The organism is Vibrio sp. FF266, from assembly GCF_041439695.1.
GTDB lineage: Bacteria > Pseudomonadota > Gammaproteobacteria > Enterobacterales > Vibrionaceae > Vibrio > Vibrio tasmaniensis_A.
The window spans coordinates 80,858-101,825 of sequence record NZ_JBGOOO010000006.1; the positions used below are offsets into that span (position 1 = coordinate 80,858).

12 protein-coding genes are annotated in these 20,968 nt (G+C 40.3%); 11 read left to right on the forward strand and 1 reads right to left on the reverse strand.

The genetic code is table 11. The features are described from left to right. Positions 1–6 precede the first annotated feature (6 nt). Positions 7–2,886, forward strand: a complete 2,880-nt coding sequence (locus ACED59_RS07090; RefSeq protein ID WP_017096930.1) for a UvrD-helicase domain-containing protein — start codon at positions 7–9, stop codon at positions 2,884–2,886. 57 nt (positions 2,887–2,943) lie between these two features. On the opposite strand, the gene ACED59_RS07095 is transcribed toward ACED59_RS07090, so the two are convergent. Then, the gene (locus ACED59_RS07095) at positions 2,944–3,450 is read right to left on the reverse strand and encodes a lecithin retinol acyltransferase family protein (RefSeq protein WP_081326758.1); all 507 of its coding nucleotides are present in this window, start codon (positions 3,448–3,450) and stop codon (positions 2,944–2,946) included. Between the two features lie 86 nt (positions 3,451–3,536). Between ACED59_RS07095 and ACED59_RS07100 the strand changes: the two genes are divergently transcribed. From ACED59_RS07100 to ACED59_RS07145, 10 genes are all read left to right on the forward strand, one after another. Continuing rightward, positions 3,537–3,926 carry a helix-turn-helix domain-containing protein gene (locus ACED59_RS07100; RefSeq protein ID WP_017096928.1) on the forward strand — a complete coding sequence of 130 codons (390 nt, stop codon included), beginning with the start codon at positions 3,537–3,539 and terminating at the stop codon, positions 3,924–3,926. Between the two features lie 79 nt (positions 3,927–4,005). Next, positions 4,006–4,911 carry a restriction endonuclease gene (locus ACED59_RS07105; RefSeq protein WP_029223808.1) on the forward strand — a complete coding sequence of 302 codons (906 nt, stop codon included), beginning with the start codon at positions 4,006–4,008 and terminating at the stop codon, positions 4,909–4,911. A gap of 5 nt (positions 4,912–4,916) precedes the next feature. Beyond that, positions 4,917–7,682 (forward strand): DEAD/DEAH box helicase family protein, encoded by a 2,766-nt coding sequence (locus ACED59_RS07110; RefSeq protein ID WP_017096926.1) that lies wholly within the window; start codon positions 4,917–4,919, stop codon positions 7,680–7,682. A gap of 13 nt (positions 7,683–7,695) precedes the next feature. Further along, complete coding sequence (locus ACED59_RS07115) at positions 7,696–9,495, forward strand: restriction endonuclease subunit S (protein WP_371704821.1); 1,800 nt, start codon at positions 7,696–7,698, stop codon at positions 9,493–9,495. Beyond that, positions 9,482–11,149 carry an AAA family ATPase gene (locus ACED59_RS07120; RefSeq protein WP_017098999.1) on the forward strand — a complete coding sequence of 556 codons (1,668 nt, stop codon included), beginning with the start codon at positions 9,482–9,484 and terminating at the stop codon, positions 11,147–11,149. The genes ACED59_RS07115 and ACED59_RS07120 overlap by 14 nt, the downstream gene beginning before the upstream one ends. A 1-nt stretch (position 11,150) precedes the next feature. Next, on the forward strand, positions 11,151–12,056 hold the full coding sequence (locus ACED59_RS07125; protein WP_050546549.1) for an HNH endonuclease: 906 nt from the start codon (positions 11,151–11,153) through the stop codon (positions 12,054–12,056). 5 nt (positions 12,057–12,061) lie between these two features. After that, positions 12,062–13,594, forward strand: coding sequence for a class I SAM-dependent DNA methyltransferase (locus ACED59_RS07130; RefSeq protein ID WP_029224056.1), 1,533 nt, complete (start codon positions 12,062–12,064; stop codon positions 13,592–13,594). 55 nt (positions 13,595–13,649) lie between these two features. Then, entirely contained in the window at positions 13,650–14,999 is a 1,350-nt protein-coding gene (locus ACED59_RS07135; RefSeq protein ID WP_017099002.1) for a phospholipase D family protein, read from the forward strand. 107 nt (positions 15,000–15,106) lie between these two features. Next, positions 15,107–16,645, forward strand: coding sequence for a hypothetical protein (locus ACED59_RS07140; protein WP_029224057.1), 1,539 nt, complete (start codon positions 15,107–15,109; stop codon positions 16,643–16,645). A gap of 74 nt (positions 16,646–16,719) precedes the next feature. Next, on the forward strand, positions 16,720–20,967 hold the full coding sequence (locus ACED59_RS07145; protein ID WP_371704822.1) for a DUF3883 domain-containing protein: 4,248 nt from the start codon (positions 16,720–16,722) through the stop codon (positions 20,965–20,967). The last annotated feature ends 1 nt before the right edge of the window (position 20,968 follow it).

Consider the following 20,968-nt stretch of genomic DNA (forward strand, 5'->3'; position numbering starts at 1 on the left):
TTTTTAATGACGAAACTTCTCCTCAAAACCAACTTTTTGGCACACCTTCTTGGCAAGCGACAACAGGTAAACGTTAACGAAGACGGTATTACCATCTTCAAAGACAATATAAAAACGTTGTACAAGTGGGATACGATAGTTGCTCCTCCAGTAGCCAAATTAGGCTTTTCAGGTGGCGTTTTGTCGTTTGAAACAAATGACGTCGGTTTGTCCGTTCCGATGTTGAGCTACCTATTTGCACATCGACACAAACACACTTTCTTTCCTTTTTGGGCCAACAGTAGCGCTCAGAAACTGATTCCATTTTTGGACCAAGTGGAAAACGCCTCTGCTGTAAGTTTTATTAGAACGTCTGAAACTCAAAGCTTTCAAACAATCGCAAATAAAGAAGCGAAAAGGTGGAAGGGGTGGCGGTCAGCTTTAGGGTTAAGCGAACTAGCCCAACAGGTCGCTCAGACACTCGATGTGATTTGTGCCTGGAAGGCGTCAGATATTGAGAATATGCGCTATGCCTACGTCCAAAAGCAGCTAACAGAATACGGAGTGTTTTTCGACAACGTTGAATCTAATCCGTTAACAGAGAAGCAGCGAATCGCTTGTATTACGGATAACGACAACAATCTACTTTTAGCTGGAGCAGGTACCGGTAAAACAAGTGTTATGGTTGGTAGAACTGGGTATCTGATTAATAGTGATCAAGCGACTGCAAATGATATCTTGCTGTTGGCTTACGGCCGTATTGCAGCTAAGGAAATGGACGAGCGCATCAAAGATAAACTGGGTTTTGATGACGTGAGAGCCAGCACCTTCCATAGCTTGGGTATGAAAATTATCGCTGAAGTTGAAGGTTCAAAACCAAACCTATCCCCATTTGAAGACGACATTAAAGCTAAATCAAAATGGATGAACGATAACCTAGAGCAACTCATGCTTGATGATGGCTACCGTGAGTCTTTACTTGAGTACTTCAGCTCGTATTACTTTGTTGATAAGAACCCTTTTGAGTTTCAAAGTGAAGGTGAGTATCTACAGTACTTAACTGACAATGACATCCGTTCGTTGAAAGGGGACCAGGTAAAGAGTTACGGTGAGGTTGTCATTGCCAACTGGTTATTTAGAAACGGAATTAATTATGAGTATGAGGCGAGCTATCGATTTGACGTAAGTACAGAGCAATATCGTCAATATCACCCAGATTTTTATTTACCAGACCACGACATCTACATTGAATACTACGGTACTGATGAGCACGGTAATACAGCCCCGTGGATTGATAAAGTTCGCTATCAAGAGTCGATTGAATGGAAACGCCAAACGCACAAGCAATACCAGACTGGTTATGTTGAGGTGTTCTACCACCAGCATAAAGTTGGAAAGCTTCTTCAGGTGCTTGAAAATAAATTGTTGGAGCGTGAAGTCGAATTTAACCCCATCCCTCCGCAGGATTTACTTAATAACCTTCGCCAGTTAGGCCAAGTAACAGAATTGGCTAAATTATTTAGTGCTTTGGTGGATATGTACAAAGCGGCTTGCCTTGATGATATTGCGATAGAGAACGTCATTAGAAATTCAATCGATCCTAAGCAAACAGAGAAAGCATTAGAGCTGTTGTATCCATTACACAATCGGTATGAGCTGTTTCTTCGTAAAAAGCAGTGGATAGATTTCAATGACATGATCAGTAAAGCATTGATGTATGTCCAAACCGGACAGTTTGTTTCATCCTGGAAATACATTTTAGTAGATGAGTTTCAAGACATCTCAGAGCCCAGAGCTAGGCTAGTCAAAGCGTTGCGTGATTCACTGCCTGGTACGTCACTATTTTGCGTTGGGGATGATTGGCAGGCTATCTATCGCTTTAGTGGCGCGGACGTAAAGCTGACTACGAATTTTGTTGAGTATTTCGGTGCGACTTCGGAAACAAAATTGGATTTAACGTTTCGTTTTAATAGTGCGATTGGAGATGTGGCAACGCAATTTGTCACCAGAAACCCAGTACAAATTAAAAAAGACATTCAGTCCCTTATTAAGGTTAACAAGCCTGCTGTATCGATCCTCAGACAAGGCAGAAATGAACAAGGTGTATCTCCCCTAGAAAAAGCGCTTAATGCTGTTTTGGCTTGCGTTCATACCTCAGGTAAACCAGCGCAGAATAAGGTGTATCTCCTAGCCAGGTTTTGGCATCAAATGCCTGATTATACTCAGCTTCAAGAAATTAATAGACAATACCCATCACTACAAATTACCTGTCAGTCATTCCATGCCTCTAAGGGTAAAGAAGCTGACTATGTAATCATTACGGGATTAACAACGGGTAAGCACGGCTTTCCGTCTCAAAAAGTAACCCCTCCGCTGGTGGACGCGTTATTACCTAAAGGTGATGATTACGAATTTGCTGAAGAGAGACGTCTTTTTTATGTTGCTTTAACCAGAGCAAAACATAGAGCGTACCTATTAGCTGATATGACTGATGTCAGTGATTTTGTTGTCGAACTCATAAAGAACAAATATTTCGTAGATACCGATGAATTTGATGCATCGTTTGTACAGAAACTGTTTGAACAGATTTCTTGTAGCAGCTGTAAAACAGGAATATTGAAAGAGCGCGTTAGTCGCTACGGTAAGTTTTTGTCCTGTTCTTTCTATCCTCGTTGTAAACACAAAGAAACCCCTTGTAGCCACTGTGGCAGCCCGATGAGCAGTACAATTAAGCCCGGCATTCAGGAATGCATTAACGAAGAGTGTGGCGACATTCGACCGCTCTGCAAGCGTTGTGGGAGTGAGATGAAGCTAAGAAATGGTAAGTACGGTCAGTTCTGGAGTTGTTCGACATATAGAAAAAATGCAGATAAAAATTGTGGCTATACACAAAAGATTAATGTGTAACACTAATTAGGACCGAATAAGAAAGAAGTGGTGCACTATGTGTCCCACTTCTCTTTGTTATAAAACACGATCATATTGACGAGCCGCATTGATAGCGATGCACCCAATAAGTCCACCTGCTAGCATATACAACAGTGAGTTCCTTGATTGATTGCAGCTAGCCAAAAGTAAGCCTGCAACAGCGCCAAGACCTGCCGCTTGTAGCTGTTCGCTTGATGGCTTGCCATGTAGCACTGTAGAAGCTAGATGTTCACAGTTGTTTGCTAACAACCCATATTTTTTAGTTTTCTTGATCAACAGCTCTGCTTGATAAAACAGTTCATTTTTTTGTTCTTCACTTAAATGGCTTAAGACTACTTTCACTGGTTTCCCATTTGCGTACTCTTCTAAGGCACAAATTTCTACATTTCCATCTGGAGAGTTGTGAAGCACTCGCCCTTTTCCTAGATAAATTCCAGCATGCTCCACAAGCAGCTTTGAACGATAAAGTAGATCACCAATACTAAGATTATTCTTCATAATTTTTCCTTTCTGATTTAAAGTATGTGTATTCAAAATTAACATTGAAATGCGTAAAACGTATATCAATTCATTTAACTTATACCTATGCACTTAATTGATCAAGTGTTTTTTTGTTATTGGTGGTGAAAATGCAAGATAAAATGGTTTCATATTCATCTATTTTGGGCGTAGTCGTTGCGAATAAGCGAAAAGAGTTAGGCGTTGAGCAGAGCGTTTTGGCTGACATTATGGGGCTTTCACAAGCGAGTTATAGCCGTTTGGAGTCTGGAAAATCTACGTTTTCCGTTGATCAGATGTTCGAATGTGCCAAAGCTCTTGGTATAGCTCCAGAAGAACTATTCCACTCTGTTGTGAATACGGTGAACAACCTTCAAAAAAGTGAACAGGTAGCCGTTCAGTCTCAACCGAGAGGTAATACGACAAAGGCTAAATCTCAAGAAGGGAGCAATGTCGGTACTTTCATTGCAGGAGCCGCTTTAGGTGCATTGATAATTGGGCTCGCTGGTAAGTCTAAATAAACGTAACGTATATCAATGTAACTGATTGTATATTCGGGTATATTGCCGAAATTAAAAGTCAACATGGTTAGGGTTTGTAGTGCTTCCAAGTTATCAAGAGTTAATGAAGCCAGTGTTAGAGGCTGCCAAAAATGAAGAAGTTAAGCTTAGCAAAGTCATAGACTTGCTAGCTGAGCAATTCAATCTGTCTGAAGACGAGAGAACAGAGCTTCTTCCTAGTGGGCGACAAGCTGCATTTACCAACCGAGTTGGATGGGCCAAAACTTATTTAGCCAAAGCTGGGCTTTTGGATTCAACAAGGCGTGGTCATTTCGTGATAACAGACTTGGGAAAAGACGCTCTAAACAGTGGCGAAGAGATCAATAACCAATACCTTAAACGTTTTGATGACTTCAATGCGTTCACTAAACAAAAGAACGGTGATTCAGACAACGTCGAAGATACAACTGTGTCTGATAATGATGCGACGCCAGATGAAGTGCTAAGAGCTGCTTACAAACAGATTAATGACGCGTTAGCCTCAGACATCTTGTCTCGAACACGTAAAGTGTCCCCAGCCTTCTTCGAGCAACTACTTATCGAGCTGCTATTAGCAATGGGCTATGGCGGAAGCGATGAGGGTATGGCTCATACGCTAGGAAAGAGTGGCGATAACGGAGTTGATGGTGTGATTAATCAAGACCCACTTGGTGTTGATCAGGTTTACATTCAAGCGAAACGTTATGCGGATGGCAATAACGTTGGTGCTGGTGAAATCCGAGACTTTTTTGGTGCGCTTAATCTGAAGAAAGCACAGAAAGGTATCTTCATCACTACATCAGAGTTTACCTCATCAGCAACTCAGACAGCGAAAGACTTAGGTATGCGCATAGTGCTAATCAACGGTAAAGAGTTAGCAAGATTGATGCTTCGCTACAACATTGGTAGCCGAGATGAGCAGGTATTGTATATCAAACGAATCGATGAAGAGTTTTTTGAAGGGTAATATCTATGGATAAAAAATTAACGCCAGAAGATCAAGCAAGGTTAGTCATAGACCAAAAGCTAATTGATGCAGGTTGGAGCATCCAAGATAAAAAACGTCTTAATCTTTACGAAGGTAAACAAGGCGTTCATGGGATTGCCATCAGAGAGATGGACACTTCCACTGGCCCCGTAGACTACATGTTTTTTGTTGATGGCAAAGCATGTGGTGTTCTAGAAGCTAAAAAGGATGGAGTCTCTCTTGGTGGGGTTGCGGGACAAAGCGAGCGTTACAGTCTGTCTAAGTCTGCATTCACACAGCGCTGGATGGATGATTTACCGTTTACGTACGAAGCAACAAGTGAAGAAATTCGCTTTTGCGATTACCGTGATCCGAAAGCGCGCAGTCGAAACGTATTTCATTTTCATAAACCAGAAACATTGAAAAAGTGGCTAGAGGAAGAGAAAACACTTCGCGCACGTATGCTGGATTTACCAGAGCTTGATACTGAAGGCCTGAGAGAATGCCAAATTGATGCAGTGAAAGGTATTGAAGAGTCACTTAAAAAAAACAAGCCTAGAGCTTTGTTACAGATGGCGACAGGTTCTGGAAAGACGTTTACAGCAGTGACGCAAATATTCCGCTTAGCTAAATACGCAAAAGCTAAGCGAGTGTTGTTCTTGGTGGACCGAGGTAACTTAGGTCGCCAGGCCAAAAAAGAATTTGAGCAATATGACACGCCACTTGACGGTCGAAAGTTCACATCTCATTACAACGTAAACCTTCTAGGCACAACTGGTGTCGCTGATACGACCAAAGTCACTATATCGACCATTCAGCGTCTTTATTCCCAGCTGTCTGGTTCAGAACTAGATGATGATGCAGATGAGCGTTCAGGTTATGAAGTGGAAGTTGATAGTGATTCAAAACAGCCTCGAACAATAAGCTACAACCCAGAGATACCAATTGAAACGTTTGACCTAATCATTATCGATGAATGTCACCGTTCAATATACAACCTATGGCGACAAGTAATTGAGTATTTCGATGCCTTTTTAATTGGTTTAACTGCAACACCAACTAAGAAAACGATCGGTTTCTTCAATCAAAACTTAGTGTCTGAATATACTCATGAAGATGCGGTGATTGATAAGGTAAATGTTGGGTACGATATCTACCGAATCAAAACCAAAAAATCTGAAGAGGGCGATTTGATAGAGGCAGGAACTGCAATACAGATCCGTGACCGGTTAACTAAGAAAAAACGTCAAGAAATCCTAGATCAGGACCAGAGCTATAACAAAACGCAACTAGATCGAAGTGTCATAGCTCCAAACCAAATAACCACCGTTCTTACCGCGTTTAAGGATAAATGCTTACCGGACTGTTTTAGTGAGCGTTCGTGGGTACCGAAAACTCTAATTTTTGCTAAAGATGACGATCACGCAGACCGTATCGTGGATAAGGTTCGAGAGGTATTCAACGAAGATAATCATTTCTGTAAGAAAGTGACTTATCGTGTTGGTAAGAAAAAAGCTGAAGATACTATCGCTGAATTTCGTACAAGCCCTAGGTTACGCGTTGCCGTGACCGTAGATATGATCGCAACGGGTACGGATATTAAGCCGTTAGAGTGCGTTATCTTCATGCGTGATGTCCGTAGCCAAGCCTATTACGAGCAGATGAAAGGCCGTGGTACAAGAGTTATAGATGTCAGTTCTCTGCACTTAGTGACGCCAGATGCAAAAGCGAAAACCAAGTTTGTATTAGTTGATGCGGTCGGAGTGACCGAGTCGGATAAAACCGAAAGCCAAGCAATGGAAAAGAAGCCGTCTGTATCAACGGAAAAGCTAATGGAACAAATCGCAAGGGGTGATCGTGATGCCGATACTCTGCGAAGCTTGGGGAATCGATTAATTAGATTAGATCTTAAGTTGGATGATAAGCAGCGCTCTGAAATGACCAAACTGATGGGTAAGCCTTTGGCACTTGTCGCTGGTGAGCTTATTCATGCAACGAATGAAGACAATTTAGAACAAGAAGCCATAGCGGAGTTTGGTACCGATGCGCCAACAGTTGAACAACGAGATCAAGTGTATAAGCCTCTTGCGGATGCAGCTGTTAAACCGTTTCATAATCCCGATGTACGAGAGTTAGTGGAAAAGGTAAGGCGCAATACCGATCAAATCATTGATGAAAGTGCAGATGAGTTTATAGATGCAGGCTTTGACGCTGAAAAAGCAGAACATATCATCAACAGTTTTAAACAGTTCATGGACGATAACAAAGATGAACTTACTGCAATTGAGTTAATTTACAGCAAACCGTATCAACAACGACATTTGAGTTACGATCAGATTGAAGAACTTGCTGAAAACATTCAAGCACCGCCTTATAATCTCGCCCCTATTGAAGTGTGGAAGGCGTATGAGCAGCTCGAAGCTTCAAAAGTAAAGGGTGTTCCACCTGCGACCTTGCTAACTAATATCGTAAGTCTAGTTAGCTATGCTACGGGCTTAAAAGATGTACTCGAACCATTCCCAGAGGTGGTAGAACGTCGTTTTGATACATGGTTAAGCCAACAACAGCAAACGGGCGTCGAATTTAATGAGGCTCAGCTTGAGTGGCTGGAAATGATCAAGCAACAAATCGCACAAAATGCAGAAATGATGATAGAAGACTTTGAGTACGCTCCTTTCAACCAACAAGGTGGTGTGTTCAAAGCCAAGCAGTTATTTGGCGACAAGTTAGATAATGTAGTGAATGAATTGAATGGCTATTTGATAGCGTAGAGATTACAAGCATATGAAATTACCAGAAGGCTGGATTGAGGTCACTCTCGATGATGTGTGTTCCAAAATAACAGATGGGACCCATAAAACGCCTAACTATAAAAGTAGCGGGATTAGGTTTATATCAATTAAGAATATTAAACCATTTCAGAAGGTTAATTGGGATAGTTACGAAAAGTATATTTCAGAAGAAGAGCATGAACAGTTAACAAAAAGATGTAATCCAGAGGTTGGAGATATTCTTTTTCCCCGAATTGGTACTCTAGGTTATGCCAAGCGAATTGATTTTGAGGAAGAGGTCTCTTTATTTGTTGGCTTAGGTTTAGCTAAACCTATAGATAAGTTTATAAATTCTAAGTACTTAGAGTATTGGATGAACTCGCCTGAAATAAACTATTTATCTCATAAAAGAGCCACAGGCTCTGGCCGATTAACTCTTGCTCTTGCCGAGTCAAAAAAGTTACCAGTACCTTTAACCTCCATTTCGATGCAAAAAAAAATTGTAGAAAAAATTGAAGAACTATTTTCTCACATCGATGCCGGTGTTGAAGGCCTTAAGCTCGCTAAGTCGAAACTACAGCAATACCGTCAATCCGTTCTAAAAGATGCAGTTACAGGAAAACTAACAGAGCAATGGCGTGCGCAAAACGCAGACAAGTTAGAGCCTGCGGATGCGTTACTAGATCGCATTCTTGGTGAACGTCGAGCTAGCTGGGAAGTTGAGCAGCTTAAAGCCTTTGAAGGGAATGGAAAAACACCGAAGAACGATAAGTGGAAAGAAAAGTATAAAGTCGTTGATTCGTTAACTGAAAGTGAACTTTCTGGTTTCCCTCAGCTTCCTGCAGGGTGGTGTTATGTTAAGTTAGGCCAAATTATTGATGATCCTAAGTACGGAACATCTAAAAAGTGTACTTATGAGTCAACAGGTAAGGGCGTTCTAAGAATTCCCAATATTGCTGCTGGTGAAATCAATGCAGATGACATGAAATATGCTGAATTCACAGATAATGAGATTGCTACGTATAAACTCAATGAAGGTGATATTTTAACTATACGATCTAACGGAAGTGTATCGTTAGTTGGTAAGTGCGCAGTTATATCGGATAAAGAGACGAATTTACTATTCGCAGGTTACTTAATTCGATTACGACCAATGTTAGATTACATTGATGCCCATTATCTAAAAAGTATTTTGGCATCGGGCTTTTTGAGAAAGCAAATCGAAAAATTAGCCAAATCTAGCAGTGGTGTGAACAACATTAATACTGGTGAACTTCAGTCACTCATTATTCCTATCTGTGGTTTGAAAGAGCAACAAGCTAATGCTCAGGATATTGATGAAAAAAACATCATTATCAATAGGCAGTTTGAAGAATACGAAAAGCTCTTTATACAAGCGTCAAAAAATAAGTCTTCAACTCTTTCAAAAGCTTTTTCGGGTGAATTAGTCGAAAATGTTGAAACAGATGAAACCGCAGAACAGCTGCTAGAGAGAATCCGAGCAGAGAAAGAACTACTAGAACAAAAAGATAAGCTTGCTAAAAAGAAACCTACAGTGAGAGCTAAAAAAATGGAAAGACGCCCAATAATTGATGTTCTAAAAGAATCAAAGAAAGCACTAAAAGTTGATGAGTTATTTGAACTTGCAGGATTTCAAAAAGACGTTTCTCCAGAAGGTATTGAAGAATTCTACCTAGAGTTAAAAACGGTTGCTGAAGCTGAATGTGTTGAAGTAACCCAAATCCTGTTGGATGACAAAAAACAAGGTGACAAATTCGAGTACAAGGAAGTAAAAGAAAATGAAACTAGATAAGCTCTGGATCAGCGAATTTAAGAATCTCAAAGATATAGAGATAAATTTCGATCAAGATGAATTAGTCACAGTCGTTATCGGTTGGAACGGCGCTGGTAAGTCAAATGTCATTGAAGCTTTAGTGATAATATTTCGTGATTTAGATTTACATAAAGCTCCTTCATTTTCGTATAAGCTCGAATACATTTGTCGTGGAAATCTTATTGTTGTCGAAGCAAATAAAACTAACGTTAAAAAAGACCAATATGATATTGCATATCGCCCTATTACTGAAACAGATGAAGTTATTAATTTGACTTCAATTAGTAATAAAGAATTTTTTGATGATAAGCCAAGGCACTTTCTACCATCTAATGTGTTTGGATACTATTCGGGCCCAAGTGATCGTTTAGCTATGCATTTTTATGAGCATCAAAGAAAGTTTCGTGAGCAATTACTCCACCCAGAAAAACAAAAGCCTAAACTAGATGAAAAAACATTGCCTTTAAGGCCTCTTTTTTATGCCCAAAAAGTACATAGTAATTTTGTTTTATTGGCATTCTTTTTAGCTGCTGATGAAAAAATCAAAAAATTTTTAAAAGATAAACTCTTTATCGAAGGTATTGAGTCAGTTCTATTCGTTTTAAATAAACCGGATTGGAAAGGGAGTAGTAAAGGAGATTCTCGTTTTTGGAATGCTACAGGTGTGGTAAGACCATTCCTAAATAGGCTCTATGATGCATCATTAGCACCAATGTACAAAAAATTCACACTTCCTGACCCCATGAAGAAAAATGGTAAGAAAGTTGATGCATTATTCTTATTTTTAAAGGATATAGAAGCATTAAAAGAAGTCGGTGCAGACACATCGGATAAAGACTTCTTTAAGCTACTTGAAAGTATCTATTTTTCGAACTTAATCCACGAAGTACGCATTCGTGTCAAAGTAAAAAATAAGAATGGCACAGATGAATCACTGACATTTCGAGAGCTAAGTGAAGGTGAACAGCAGTTGATTACCGTCCTTGGTTTATTGCGTTTCACACGTGATGATGAATCATTGTTCTTGTTGGATGAACCAGATACGCACTTAAATCCAGCCTGGAGCATGGAGTACCTAGATTTTTTACAAGACGTAGCTGGTCTAGATTGGAAGCAAAAACATACAGCGGAAAGTGAGCAAAAAGGAAGCGAGAATAGTCACATAGTTTTAGCTACTCATGATCCGCTCGTTTTATCTAGTCTAGATAAGAAACAAATCCAGATAGTTAAGAGGGATGAAAACACCCTCAACGTATATGCAGAACCCCCGAAACATAACCCCAAAGGACTCGGGGTTACAGGCATATTGATGAGTGATATGTTTGGTTTAAGATCTGATTTAGATAGTGAAACATTAAAAGATTTAGATGAACACGCTCAATTAATTGCTTTGGATGCTATTGATGGTGAAGACAAAAACAGGTTGGATGAGTTAAATGAATCTTTAGATAAAGCTGGTTTTTTAAGAGCATATTCAAATCCATATTTCTCAACTTTTATGAAAGAATGGGGAAAAAGAAATAAAGATCTAGGCAGTAGTAAACTTTTCTTAACTGACAAAGATAGAGAGGAAATGTCTAGACTTACGAAAAGTATTATTGCCAAAATGAATGAAGAAAAAGGTAACTCATGATATGAGATACATTATTCTTCAAGAAATAAAACCGGATATTCCAGCTAAATGGTTTCAGAGTGTTAAAAAAGCTAGGAAAACTATTGCTGGTAATATGAGAAAAGCTAGAAATAAAGTTCGAGCCGGAGGTGGTTCAATAGCCGAGGCTAACTTAGCAGCTATGGATGCCCGTGCAAATGGAATAAAAGCACGATCTCGTATTTGGAGAATGCTAGATAAGCAATTAGCTAAAGCCTCTTCTGGGAAGTGTTGGTATTGCCAATCAAATGATATTAGGTCTTATAAACCAATCGATCATTTTCGTCCTAAGGGGGCTGTAAATGAGAGTCCTGCACATTCGGGATATTGGTGGCTAGCTTTTAATTGGGAGAACTATCGCTACGCCTGTACATTTTGTAATTCCGCTCATCAATCAGAATTAGATAAAAGTGGAAAGCAAGACCATTTTCCTTTGCTTGATGAGGCTGACCGTCAAATGAAGCCAGGGACACCAATAAACGAAGTTCCTTTATTACTGGACCCTTGTAAGTTCGGTGACAATAAACTTATAACCTTTAATGTGAAGGGAGAGGTTATTGCAAACTCAGCAAGAGTTCAGGCAGGAACTGACGACTCTAAAAAAGTTGAAACGTCAATTAGGTTGTATGACTTAAACCACGAAGACATTCGAAGGAAACGTGAGACTATTTATGATGATATTGCGGGTTTAGTTGCCGATATAAATGAAGATTTAAAATATGGGTTCGCAGTAAATCATGAGCGTATTACTAAGAAGCAAACAGAACTGTTGAGCAGAATACGAAATGATAGTCAGAAATATGATTTTAATGTTGCCGCTTATGCATTTTTAAAGTCTTTTTCACCTAATAATGCTTGGGTTGAAGACATAATTGAAGAGTTGAGATAGAAGAATTGAATACTAATATAAGTACTACAGAAATAGTAAACCGCGTTTGGAACTATGCCCATGTATTGCGTGATGAAGGTATAGGCTACGGTGATTACGTCGAACAGTTAACCTATCTAATCTTCCTTAAAATGAGTGCAGAGCGTGTTGTTGGTGGTCAAGAACTTGAAAGCCTCGCAGCAGAACGTTGGGCCAAACTTATTGAACTTGATGGCTCAGATCTTGAGATGGAATATCGTCATACACTAGAAAGCCTTGGTAGCCAAAAAGGCACACTGGGTATGATTTTCCGTAAGGCTCAGAACAAAATCCAAGACCCGGCGAAGCTTGAACGACTAATAGACTTGATTAACAAAGAATCATGGTCTTCGCTTACCGTGGATGTAAAAGGCGCGATTTATGAAGGCCTTTTACAAAAGGGCGCCGAGAGCGAGAAAAAGGGAGCTGGCCAATATTTTACTCCTCGCCCGATCATCGAAGCAATTGTTGATGTCATGCAGCCGCAACCAATGCAGGTGATTGCCGATCCCGCATGCGGTACGGGTGGTTTCTTAACGGTAGCGCACGACTACATTGCCAATAACAAAGAGCGTCCACTATCTAAGAAAGAAGCTCGATTCTTGAAGAATGATGCATTTAAAGGGAACGACATCTCAGATTCAGTTGCCCGTTTATGCTCGATGAATCTGTACCTTCACGGTATAGGCACAACAGAATGTCCGATCTCTACAGCCGATGCATTAGCGAAAGAGGTCGGTGAGAACAAAGTGGATATGGTGTTAGCCAACCCACCATTTGGTAAAAAAAGCTCAGTGACTATTGTCAGCGAAACAACAGGTAAGCTTGAGAAAGAAAAGCTGACTTATGAACGCACAGACTTTTGGGCTGATACATCGAACAAACAACTCAACTTTATCCAGCATATTGGCAATATGTTAAGAGTCGACGGTAAGGTTTCTGGCAAAGCTGCAGTTGTACTACCTGATAACGTGTTGTTCGAAGGAGGAGCGGGTGAAACAATTCGTAAGGAGCTGCTTACACGTTTTAACTTGCATACTATCTTACGTTTACCTACGGGTATCTTTTACGCACAGGGTGTTAAGGCAAACGTTCTGTTCTTTGATGCCAAGCCAGCTTCAAAAGAAGCGTGGACGAAGAGCGTGTGGGTTTATGACTATCGGACTAACGTACATAAAACCTTAAAGACTAATAAGCTCGCTCGCAATGATTTTGAAGAATTTGTAGAGCTCTTTAAGGCTGACGATCTTAAAAAGCGTGTTGCTAACTGGGCGGAAGTTAGAGAAGAGGATAGTGGTCCTGGGCCTGATGGTCGTTGGCGTGAGTACGGATATGATGAAATCATTGCTAGAGATAAAACGAATCTAGATATCTCTTGGTTAAAAGACGATTCATTGGAAGATACTGAAAACCTTCAACCACCAGCAGTAATCGCAAGTGAGATTGTAGAGTTACTCACAGCAGCACTAGAAGAGTTCAAAAGCGTAGAAGAAGCGCTTGTAGAAGAAGACGAAGAGTAATTATGAAAGGGGCCTAGAGCCCCTTTTTTATGTTTTATATATTTGGTTGGAAAGTATGAAGTTAGTTGCGAATGGCTTAAATAAGAATTTTTTTAGAACAATGCTTCCTTCAGCAGGAACAGAAGTTGACGGTGTTTTAGCGGCAATTGCTTACGGTGATGATAGAACGGAACTTCTTCAAAACTGTATCGACAACCGTTTCCGGCTTGATATTTGGATGAGGTATGATCATACCGTTCCTGTATCTCCAGCCTTTTTATCTAAACTTTTAGCTAATACAAAAAACAACATTTTCTGTAAATTGGTCCCAGACTCTCTGCACAGCAAAGTGATTTGGTGGAAAGGGTACGGGGCTTATATCGGTTCGGCTAATCTCACTGATAGAGCATGGAATTCGAATATCGAAGCTGGTATCTTTTTTAGCGAGAGTGATCTTGTTGATTCGGGTATGGCCGAACAACTGACAGAGTTCTTTGATAATTTAGAAGCGTTAGATGTTTGTTTTGACTTGAGCGAAGCCATTATAAAAGAGCAAAAAGCTCTTCTCGAGCTAAACAAACAGAGAGTGAAGGAAGATAGGGAAAGGGCGAAAAAGCGCAAAGTACCGGTATGGGGTGGTGTTAGTTTCATTGATGACCGTAAAGCGAAAGACAAGAGAAAAGACAACTTTAGAAAAGAGTGGGAGAGCACTCTTTCAACAATCAATAATATAGCTTCTCAGATTAATGACTTCAGACCTAGCTGGATAGCAGCTGATACCCCTGTGTACTGGCAGGTTGATCAATTTCTACATGCTTATTATTACAATAAAGTTCGACGTGACAATAATACGTACCCATACGAAGACGACTATCAAATACACAGCAAGAATCCACAAGCAACTCTAATGGTTATGCTTCAATGGTGGAAGGACTTATCAGAGCCACCATCAGATGAAGACTACAACATCGAAGTCAATGCACCGCGAATTCGCAATAGTTTGTCTAAAAGCCAAATAGGGTCGGTTGTACGAGATGATCTACAAGGTATTTTGAGAGCAACTCATGCGACGATGGACCACTTAATCAAAATGAGCACAGAGTCTTTGGGAAGGCCGAATCAGAAGTCACTGACGAGAGAGGAAAGGCTTCCGCTGTTTACTGATTGGTTATACAACCAACGAAATGGTAAAGGACAAACGGTAATAGAGCTATTAGATTTTGTGCTGTACGGAGGTAAACCTGAAAATATGTGGGAGCGAATTTATCAGGCAAGTAAGCATGAAGACTATCGATTCGCCCACTATGGTATCAGCTCGATTGCTGAGGTTGTAGGTTGGGCTAGACCTGAAGATACTCCTCCAAGGAATGGCCGCACAAACAAAGCTCTTAGAGCGTTAGGTTACCCAGTAAAGGTAAACATCTGATAAAAATTAATATTCCGTCTAACTATATTGAAAATGTGAAGGGATACGCTGTGCTGAAAGTGGTTTTATGACACTGTATGCTCATTCAAGGTTATGGTGATTGTAGTATGAAATTAGGATTTTTCTTTGGGGCTGGTGCAGAAGTAGGTTATGGGCTCCCTATCGGTGGGAAATTCGCGATTGATTTGTTTCGCCAAGATGTGAGTGAGCATAAGCAGGCGTTGCGTGATCAATTAAAAAACCTGAATCAGTACGATACGTATGTTACAGGTTGGCTACCAGAAAAATACTCAACGCAAAGGATTCATGCATTTGGGAAAAATGAGTTTACAAGTTTAATTGAATCGTCAATTGAATATAGAAAGTCAGAAATTATTCGCAGGTTGAATGACTTTGATGTGGAAGCCGATAAAGCATTGCAAGATCTGGGTATCGATAAACAAGTTGTTGTTGATAAGTTCAATAGTGAGATGGACCATGCATTTGGAGATCAGCTGTTTTCGACAGCGGTACAGATGAATAGTCTGCTTTCTGACCAAGTGCGATTGTTTGGCTGCGAGATGTACTCTGCGATGTTGAGTGTATTGCGTGTTAAAGAAAACACCGCAGACCTTCAGAGGTATGCAGGAGCTTTTTTGCAACTATTGGTCGGAGCTCATGGCCAAGAGTTAGTGCAACGCCTTAATCAAGAACTGTTTGAAGCTGCTCCTGATGATATTCCAATATTTGATGATGTTTCTGGAATGTTCAAAGTGGAGTTCAGTCAAGCGGGGTTAAGTGCTTTAGAATTATTGATGGAATCGAAGCGAGAGTACGATATCGCTAATGGCTCTATATCTGACTTACTGTCCGCTCTAGCCCAACAACTTTTAGAAAATATATTCACCACAGTACTAGATTATCAATCGCTTATTGATAGTCATTTTCGTTATTTATACTCCCCAAAAACAGAGTGGGCTAAGTTCTCCAAAATGGTTATTTTTTTGTGGGCGACAAGAAAGTACATTAAAGAACAGTTAGACCGAGTAGGCAGTTTACCAGATAGCGGGTATTACCATGACCTTAAACGCTGTGAAGAGCTTGGAATTCAAATCTCAGCAATAGGAACAGCTAACTATAACAATCTTATCGAGACAGTTGCTGCACAACTTGATTATCAAATTCCAAACGTCCATCAGTTAAATGGTGGTGTCTGTGATTTCTACAATCCATACAAAAACTCGGTTGTGTTTTGTCAAGATGAAAATGATGTGCCACAAGACCAACTCCATGTACCATTTATACTCACTCAAAGTGGATTGAAACCCCTAACATCTGTTGATATGTCAAGACGTTATGTCAGCTTGTTTGATAGTTACTCGAATTGTGATGCGATAGTAGTTATCGGATACGGCTTTAATATTGATGATAGTCATATCAATGGTTTGTTCCGTCAGCTCATTGAAGATAACGACAAGTCCTTATACTGGGTCTGTTTAGATACAGATGGTAATGCGGAAGTGCAGAAGCGAGTCTTGGTCCAGAAATTGCGAATTAGTGCCCTTAATCGAAATAAGGTTCATGTTATACCGGTATCACCCTCTGATAGGTTACTTGGGGGAGTTAGTTGGTTGGACAGTATCAAATCTGTGGTTGAGCAAGAGTAGGTTTCTAAAACTCGGTTTGATATCACTCATCTTAAAAACAGGCTGATTTGTAATTTTTTATCTTGGTAGCAATCATGGATGACACATTTGTACCCTCAACAAGCAAACAGTGGTTCGAGATTTTGGTCTCTGAAGAGACTAAAACTAAGAATTCTTATGTAGCCAAACCATCAAACCTTATTCGTGACTACCGAAGTGAAATCGCAACAAGTAATGATTACGAAGGGCGAGAGATCTTAGAGTTATTACAAAATGCTGCTGATCAAGCAAGAGAAGCTGGCATTAAAGGTAAAGTTGTAATAGAGCTTTTGAAAGAAGGAATTTTGATTGCTAACAATGGTATTGCTTTTTCAGTTGGAGGTGTTAAATCTCTTCAAAATGCTCATTTAAGTCCGAAGAGATTGCGAGAAGGACGGTTTATTGGCTGCAAAGGCCTTGGTTTTCGTTCCATTTTAAATTGGACAAATAGACCAATTATATTGAGTGGTGCTTTGGTTCTCGCATACACGGATAAAAACAGCAAACAGAAGCTAGAAGACTTGAAAGCAAGCTCTCACGAGCTAATAGAGCTTGTCGAAAGAGAACAAGCTATAACTTCATCAACAATTTTACCTACGTTACCTTTTCCTGCTTATTCGGAATGGAATGACTTGGACAAGTTTTTTTGTACTGAAACTCTTCGTATAAAAAATAAGTGTAGCTATTGGCGTGATCTCGGATTTGAAACAGTAGTTGGTATTCCTTTCGAAAGTAGTGAGTCTTTCAGCACAGCTCTGGAACAGTTGAAATCACTTCGCCCGGAGATGTTGCTGTTTGTTGAACATTTAGATGAAATTAAGTTTCTTTTACCGGGTGAAGAGGAATTTACTTGGTCAAAGAGTGGTAATGACTCAGCGGCTATGGTTCTAGCCAATGATGATCCTATAGGGATATGGAGGCTATTTCGTTCAAGTGGTTTGGTTGATTCTGAGCAGCTTGATAATAGCTTGAGCGGTGAATACAAGTATGAATTGGTTGCGGCAGTTCCCCAAGTTGTAGATAGTTCAGAACTTAAGACGTCACCGTTGTTTAGTTACTTTCCTACAGAAATTACTTTACCTCTTCCGATTGTTTGTCATGCAACATTAGAGTTAGATCAAAGCCGCAACCACCTCATTAACTGTAAAAGCAATCAGTTTGTTTTTACAAAACTAGCAGCTTTCTTAGCTGAAGTTGCCGAGGAGTGTGCAACAGATAATCTTACCGGAAGTAACGCTGGTTTTCGGGTTGTTATGCCATTGGAACAGTATTCAGAGACGCTAAACAAGTTTGATTTAGAAGCAAGGATATTAGAATCTTGTCAATCTAAATCTATAATACCAACTCTTGGTGGCAGTGCAGTAAAACCAAATAAGGCCTTTACTCTTGAAGGTGCATCTAGGCAGTGGTTACCAAATTATAGCTTTAAAGATATAGTTCCGGTAGGAGAAGTACGACTCCAATGGCTTAGAGCTCTCGGAGTTCTTGAATTACCAGGTGATGTAGTTAGACAGCGAATCTGTGCACATAGAGGTTTAAGCCAGGAAGCAAGGGTCGCGTTAATAGTAGGTCTAAAATCTAATAATGTTAATCATACCGCTTATACCTCCTCTCTTTTTTTAGACACTCTTGGTGAAAGCGTCCCAGATACGGAAATGGTATATATATCTCCAACCGGAGGGGCTCCAAGGGGCTTACCTGCTTGGGTGAAGCTATGGTTTTTAGATACTGAAATGCAGGATAAATTAAGCGAAAAATTAGACGCTTCAGATGTTCGTGTTTTGCAGAACAAGCTGAAAGATTTTGGGCTTAAAGAATACTCCTTTGCTCGACTTATTCAGGACTTAAGAACTCAAGCGAATAAACATAAAGAAGCGGATCCACAACGAGCTGGGATTGTAGAAAGTCAGTTATTGAAAGTTGTTTATGACTTTTACCACTATGAAGGGCTGACAAAACAAAGGCCTAGTTTTCCAGAAAAAACTAGCATTGAACTCCCAAGCCAATCAGGTTCATTAGTTAAATCTGAATATCTCTATATGGGAGATGGGTATGGCTTGAGTGGGAAAATAACTCAACAGTTATATACCGCTAGTTCTGACAAGTTGATCGTACCACCAAGCGGGCTATGTATAGAACTAAAGGGTGATGATGATTGGGTTGAGTTTCTAGAATGGATAGGTGTTGCTAAGTGGCCTCGTGAAATAAGAGCTACCGATAGAAATGAACATTATCTAGATAGGGTTATCACCCAGCTTCGATTCCCCGTGAGATTTGGTCATGATTATTTTTTTCATTCTTCTGAAGAGTTGATGTCGGCTAATCTTTATCTTGTTAGCTATGTAACATTAGATGGAATGGACGACATCTTGATACCCCAAAAATATACCGCGATTCTCGCTTGGCTAACTCATGATGAACGAGTCGTGCATTGGCTCAAGAGAGAGAAGCGTTATGCTGCTATCGAAGCCAAGAAACAGTGGGATCGAAATTGTCGTCCATATAGGGGTGATGTCCGTAGCTATATCCAATGGAAACTAGAAAATACTAGATGGATCAGAGGTTCTAATAACACGGACTTGAGACCAAAAGACTGTGTTATTACTGACATCTCGAGTCAAGCTATCTTCCCGCAGCCTGCAAGAGTGAGTGACATGGAGGCGAAAGAGTATGGTATGGATTTGAGAGATGTAGTGGAGTCTTGGCGTAAGTCGGGAGTCGCAACGAATGTTGCTGAGCTTTCATTGGATGATATTTATAGCAAACTGCTCGAGCTACCAGAATTGCAGCCAGCCCCTACCGCCGTTAAAACCTTACATCGCTGGATGTTGAACGCTATTGACTCATCCAGTAGCCAAGAGGCAGGAATGAAAAACAGATTCATTCAATCTGGCCAAATGTGGGGGAAGAAAGCGGAAAGTTTCAAGTATTTCGCCATTGATGAGCTTTATCATACTGATTCAGATGGGTTACCGCCTGAGTTGTTAGATCGCCTAGCTATAGTTGAACTACCAAATCGAGTAGGTGCGGATAAAGTCAAGAATGCTTTTGGTATTCGAACGATAGATCGCAGTGCTATCAAACAGACAGTTGATCACTTTGCAGCTGCACCGACAAATTCTGATCTGAACATATATTTCCAGCAAGTTAAGCCGTTTTTCGTGTTTATGCGTAAGTCCCAGTCAGGGCAAACTCAGTATATAGGGCAATTAAATAAGTTGAAGTTAAAGGTCTGTTCTAGCTTACATGTCCAAATGCAATTTCAAGATGTTGATTGCTCTCATGAGCTTCCGGAGTGGGGCTGGTTGATTGATAGTGAAACTTTATATGTTCGAGGCTCAGACGCCTTAGTTAAGCATGATTCGGATATGCTAGCCGACGTTATAGGTGAGGCTCTGGCTTCGTTATTTCGTATTGCCAATGGTAGTGATTTCGCAAGGTTATTTAGGTGTCATAAGGATGAGCGTCATGCTCTTTTGAGTCGAATCTTAGGAGAGGAAGTAACAGATGTTGAGCTAACTAGCCTATACGCTAGCACAGACAATTGGGATATTAGTAGTGATGCTGTGTTGCCAGATATTCCAGTACTGGAAGAACCGAAACATACCAACGTTACGGAAGGTAAAGGTACGGAATTAAATGTACCAAAGGAGCATATAGATGCTCCGACTACCATGGATGAAGTAGGTAACTCTGGTAACGATAGCGCTCCAATACAGATAACATCAGTTGACGCTGAAGCTGTGTCGCCACCAGTTAGGCAAAAATTACGAGTTAAAAAAACTAGAAGCTCTATGGTAGGTCAAGGTTCAACTTCATATATCCCCGTAAATGGTGATATAGCAGAGCAAAAAATTATGGAGATAGAAGAGAATTTCGAACCTCCACGTTTTCCTCTACTTGTTGGGCAGTACATGGGAAATGCAGGGCTTGGTTGTGATGTTTTAAGCTTTAATTCAGAAGAAGACCGCGACGGCTTCAAGAACAATGATTGTCGTGATCTACGTTTGGTAGAACGGTTTATTGAGGTGAAGGGTAGGCGAAGCCGGGGAACATCCATAGAGCTCAGAGGAAATGAAAAGGATGCTGCTAGTAACTATGCTAACAAGTATTATTTGTACCGCCTATCTGAGTCTTCTCCTGGTGAATATAGCTTAAGTGTTTTGCAAAACCCTTTAAACGATGTAGATGCTGTAGAACATTCTTTATATATCCACATGGATAGATCTAAAAATAGAGAAGAGTTTGAAGTGAGCTCTAATACTTTATTTGAAGGCAATAACGAAACTAAGGTTACGTCGTAAC

Bases quoted from the DNA above. Each gene is read 5' to 3' on its own strand.
- ACED59_RS07090 (WP_017096930.1), top strand. From the start codon at position 7: ATGACGAAACTTCTCCTCAAAACCAACTTTTTGGCACACCTTCTTGGC.
- ACED59_RS07095 (WP_081326758.1), bottom strand. From the start codon at position 3,450: ATGTTAATTTTGAATACACATACTTTAAATCAGAAAGGAAAAATTATG.
- ACED59_RS07100 (WP_017096928.1), top strand. From the start codon at position 3,537: ATGCAAGATAAAATGGTTTCATATTCATCTATTTTGGGCGTAGTCGTT.
- ACED59_RS07110 (WP_017096926.1), top strand. From the start codon at position 4,917: ATGGATAAAAAATTAACGCCAGAAGATCAAGCAAGGTTAGTCATAGAC.
- ACED59_RS07115 (WP_371704821.1), top strand. From the start codon at position 7,696: ATGAAATTACCAGAAGGCTGGATTGAGGTCACTCTCGATGATGTGTGT.
- ACED59_RS07120 (WP_017098999.1), top strand. From the start codon at position 9,482: ATGAAACTAGATAAGCTCTGGATCAGCGAATTTAAGAATCTCAAAGAT.
- ACED59_RS07125 (WP_050546549.1), top strand. From the start codon at position 11,151: ATGAGATACATTATTCTTCAAGAAATAAAACCGGATATTCCAGCTAAA.
- ACED59_RS07135 (WP_017099002.1), top strand. From the start codon at position 13,650: ATGAAGTTAGTTGCGAATGGCTTAAATAAGAATTTTTTTAGAACAATG.
- ACED59_RS07140 (WP_029224057.1), top strand. From the start codon at position 15,107: ATGAAATTAGGATTTTTCTTTGGGGCTGGTGCAGAAGTAGGTTATGGG.
- ACED59_RS07145 (WP_371704822.1), top strand. From the start codon at position 16,720: ATGGATGACACATTTGTACCCTCAACAAGCAAACAGTGGTTCGAGATT.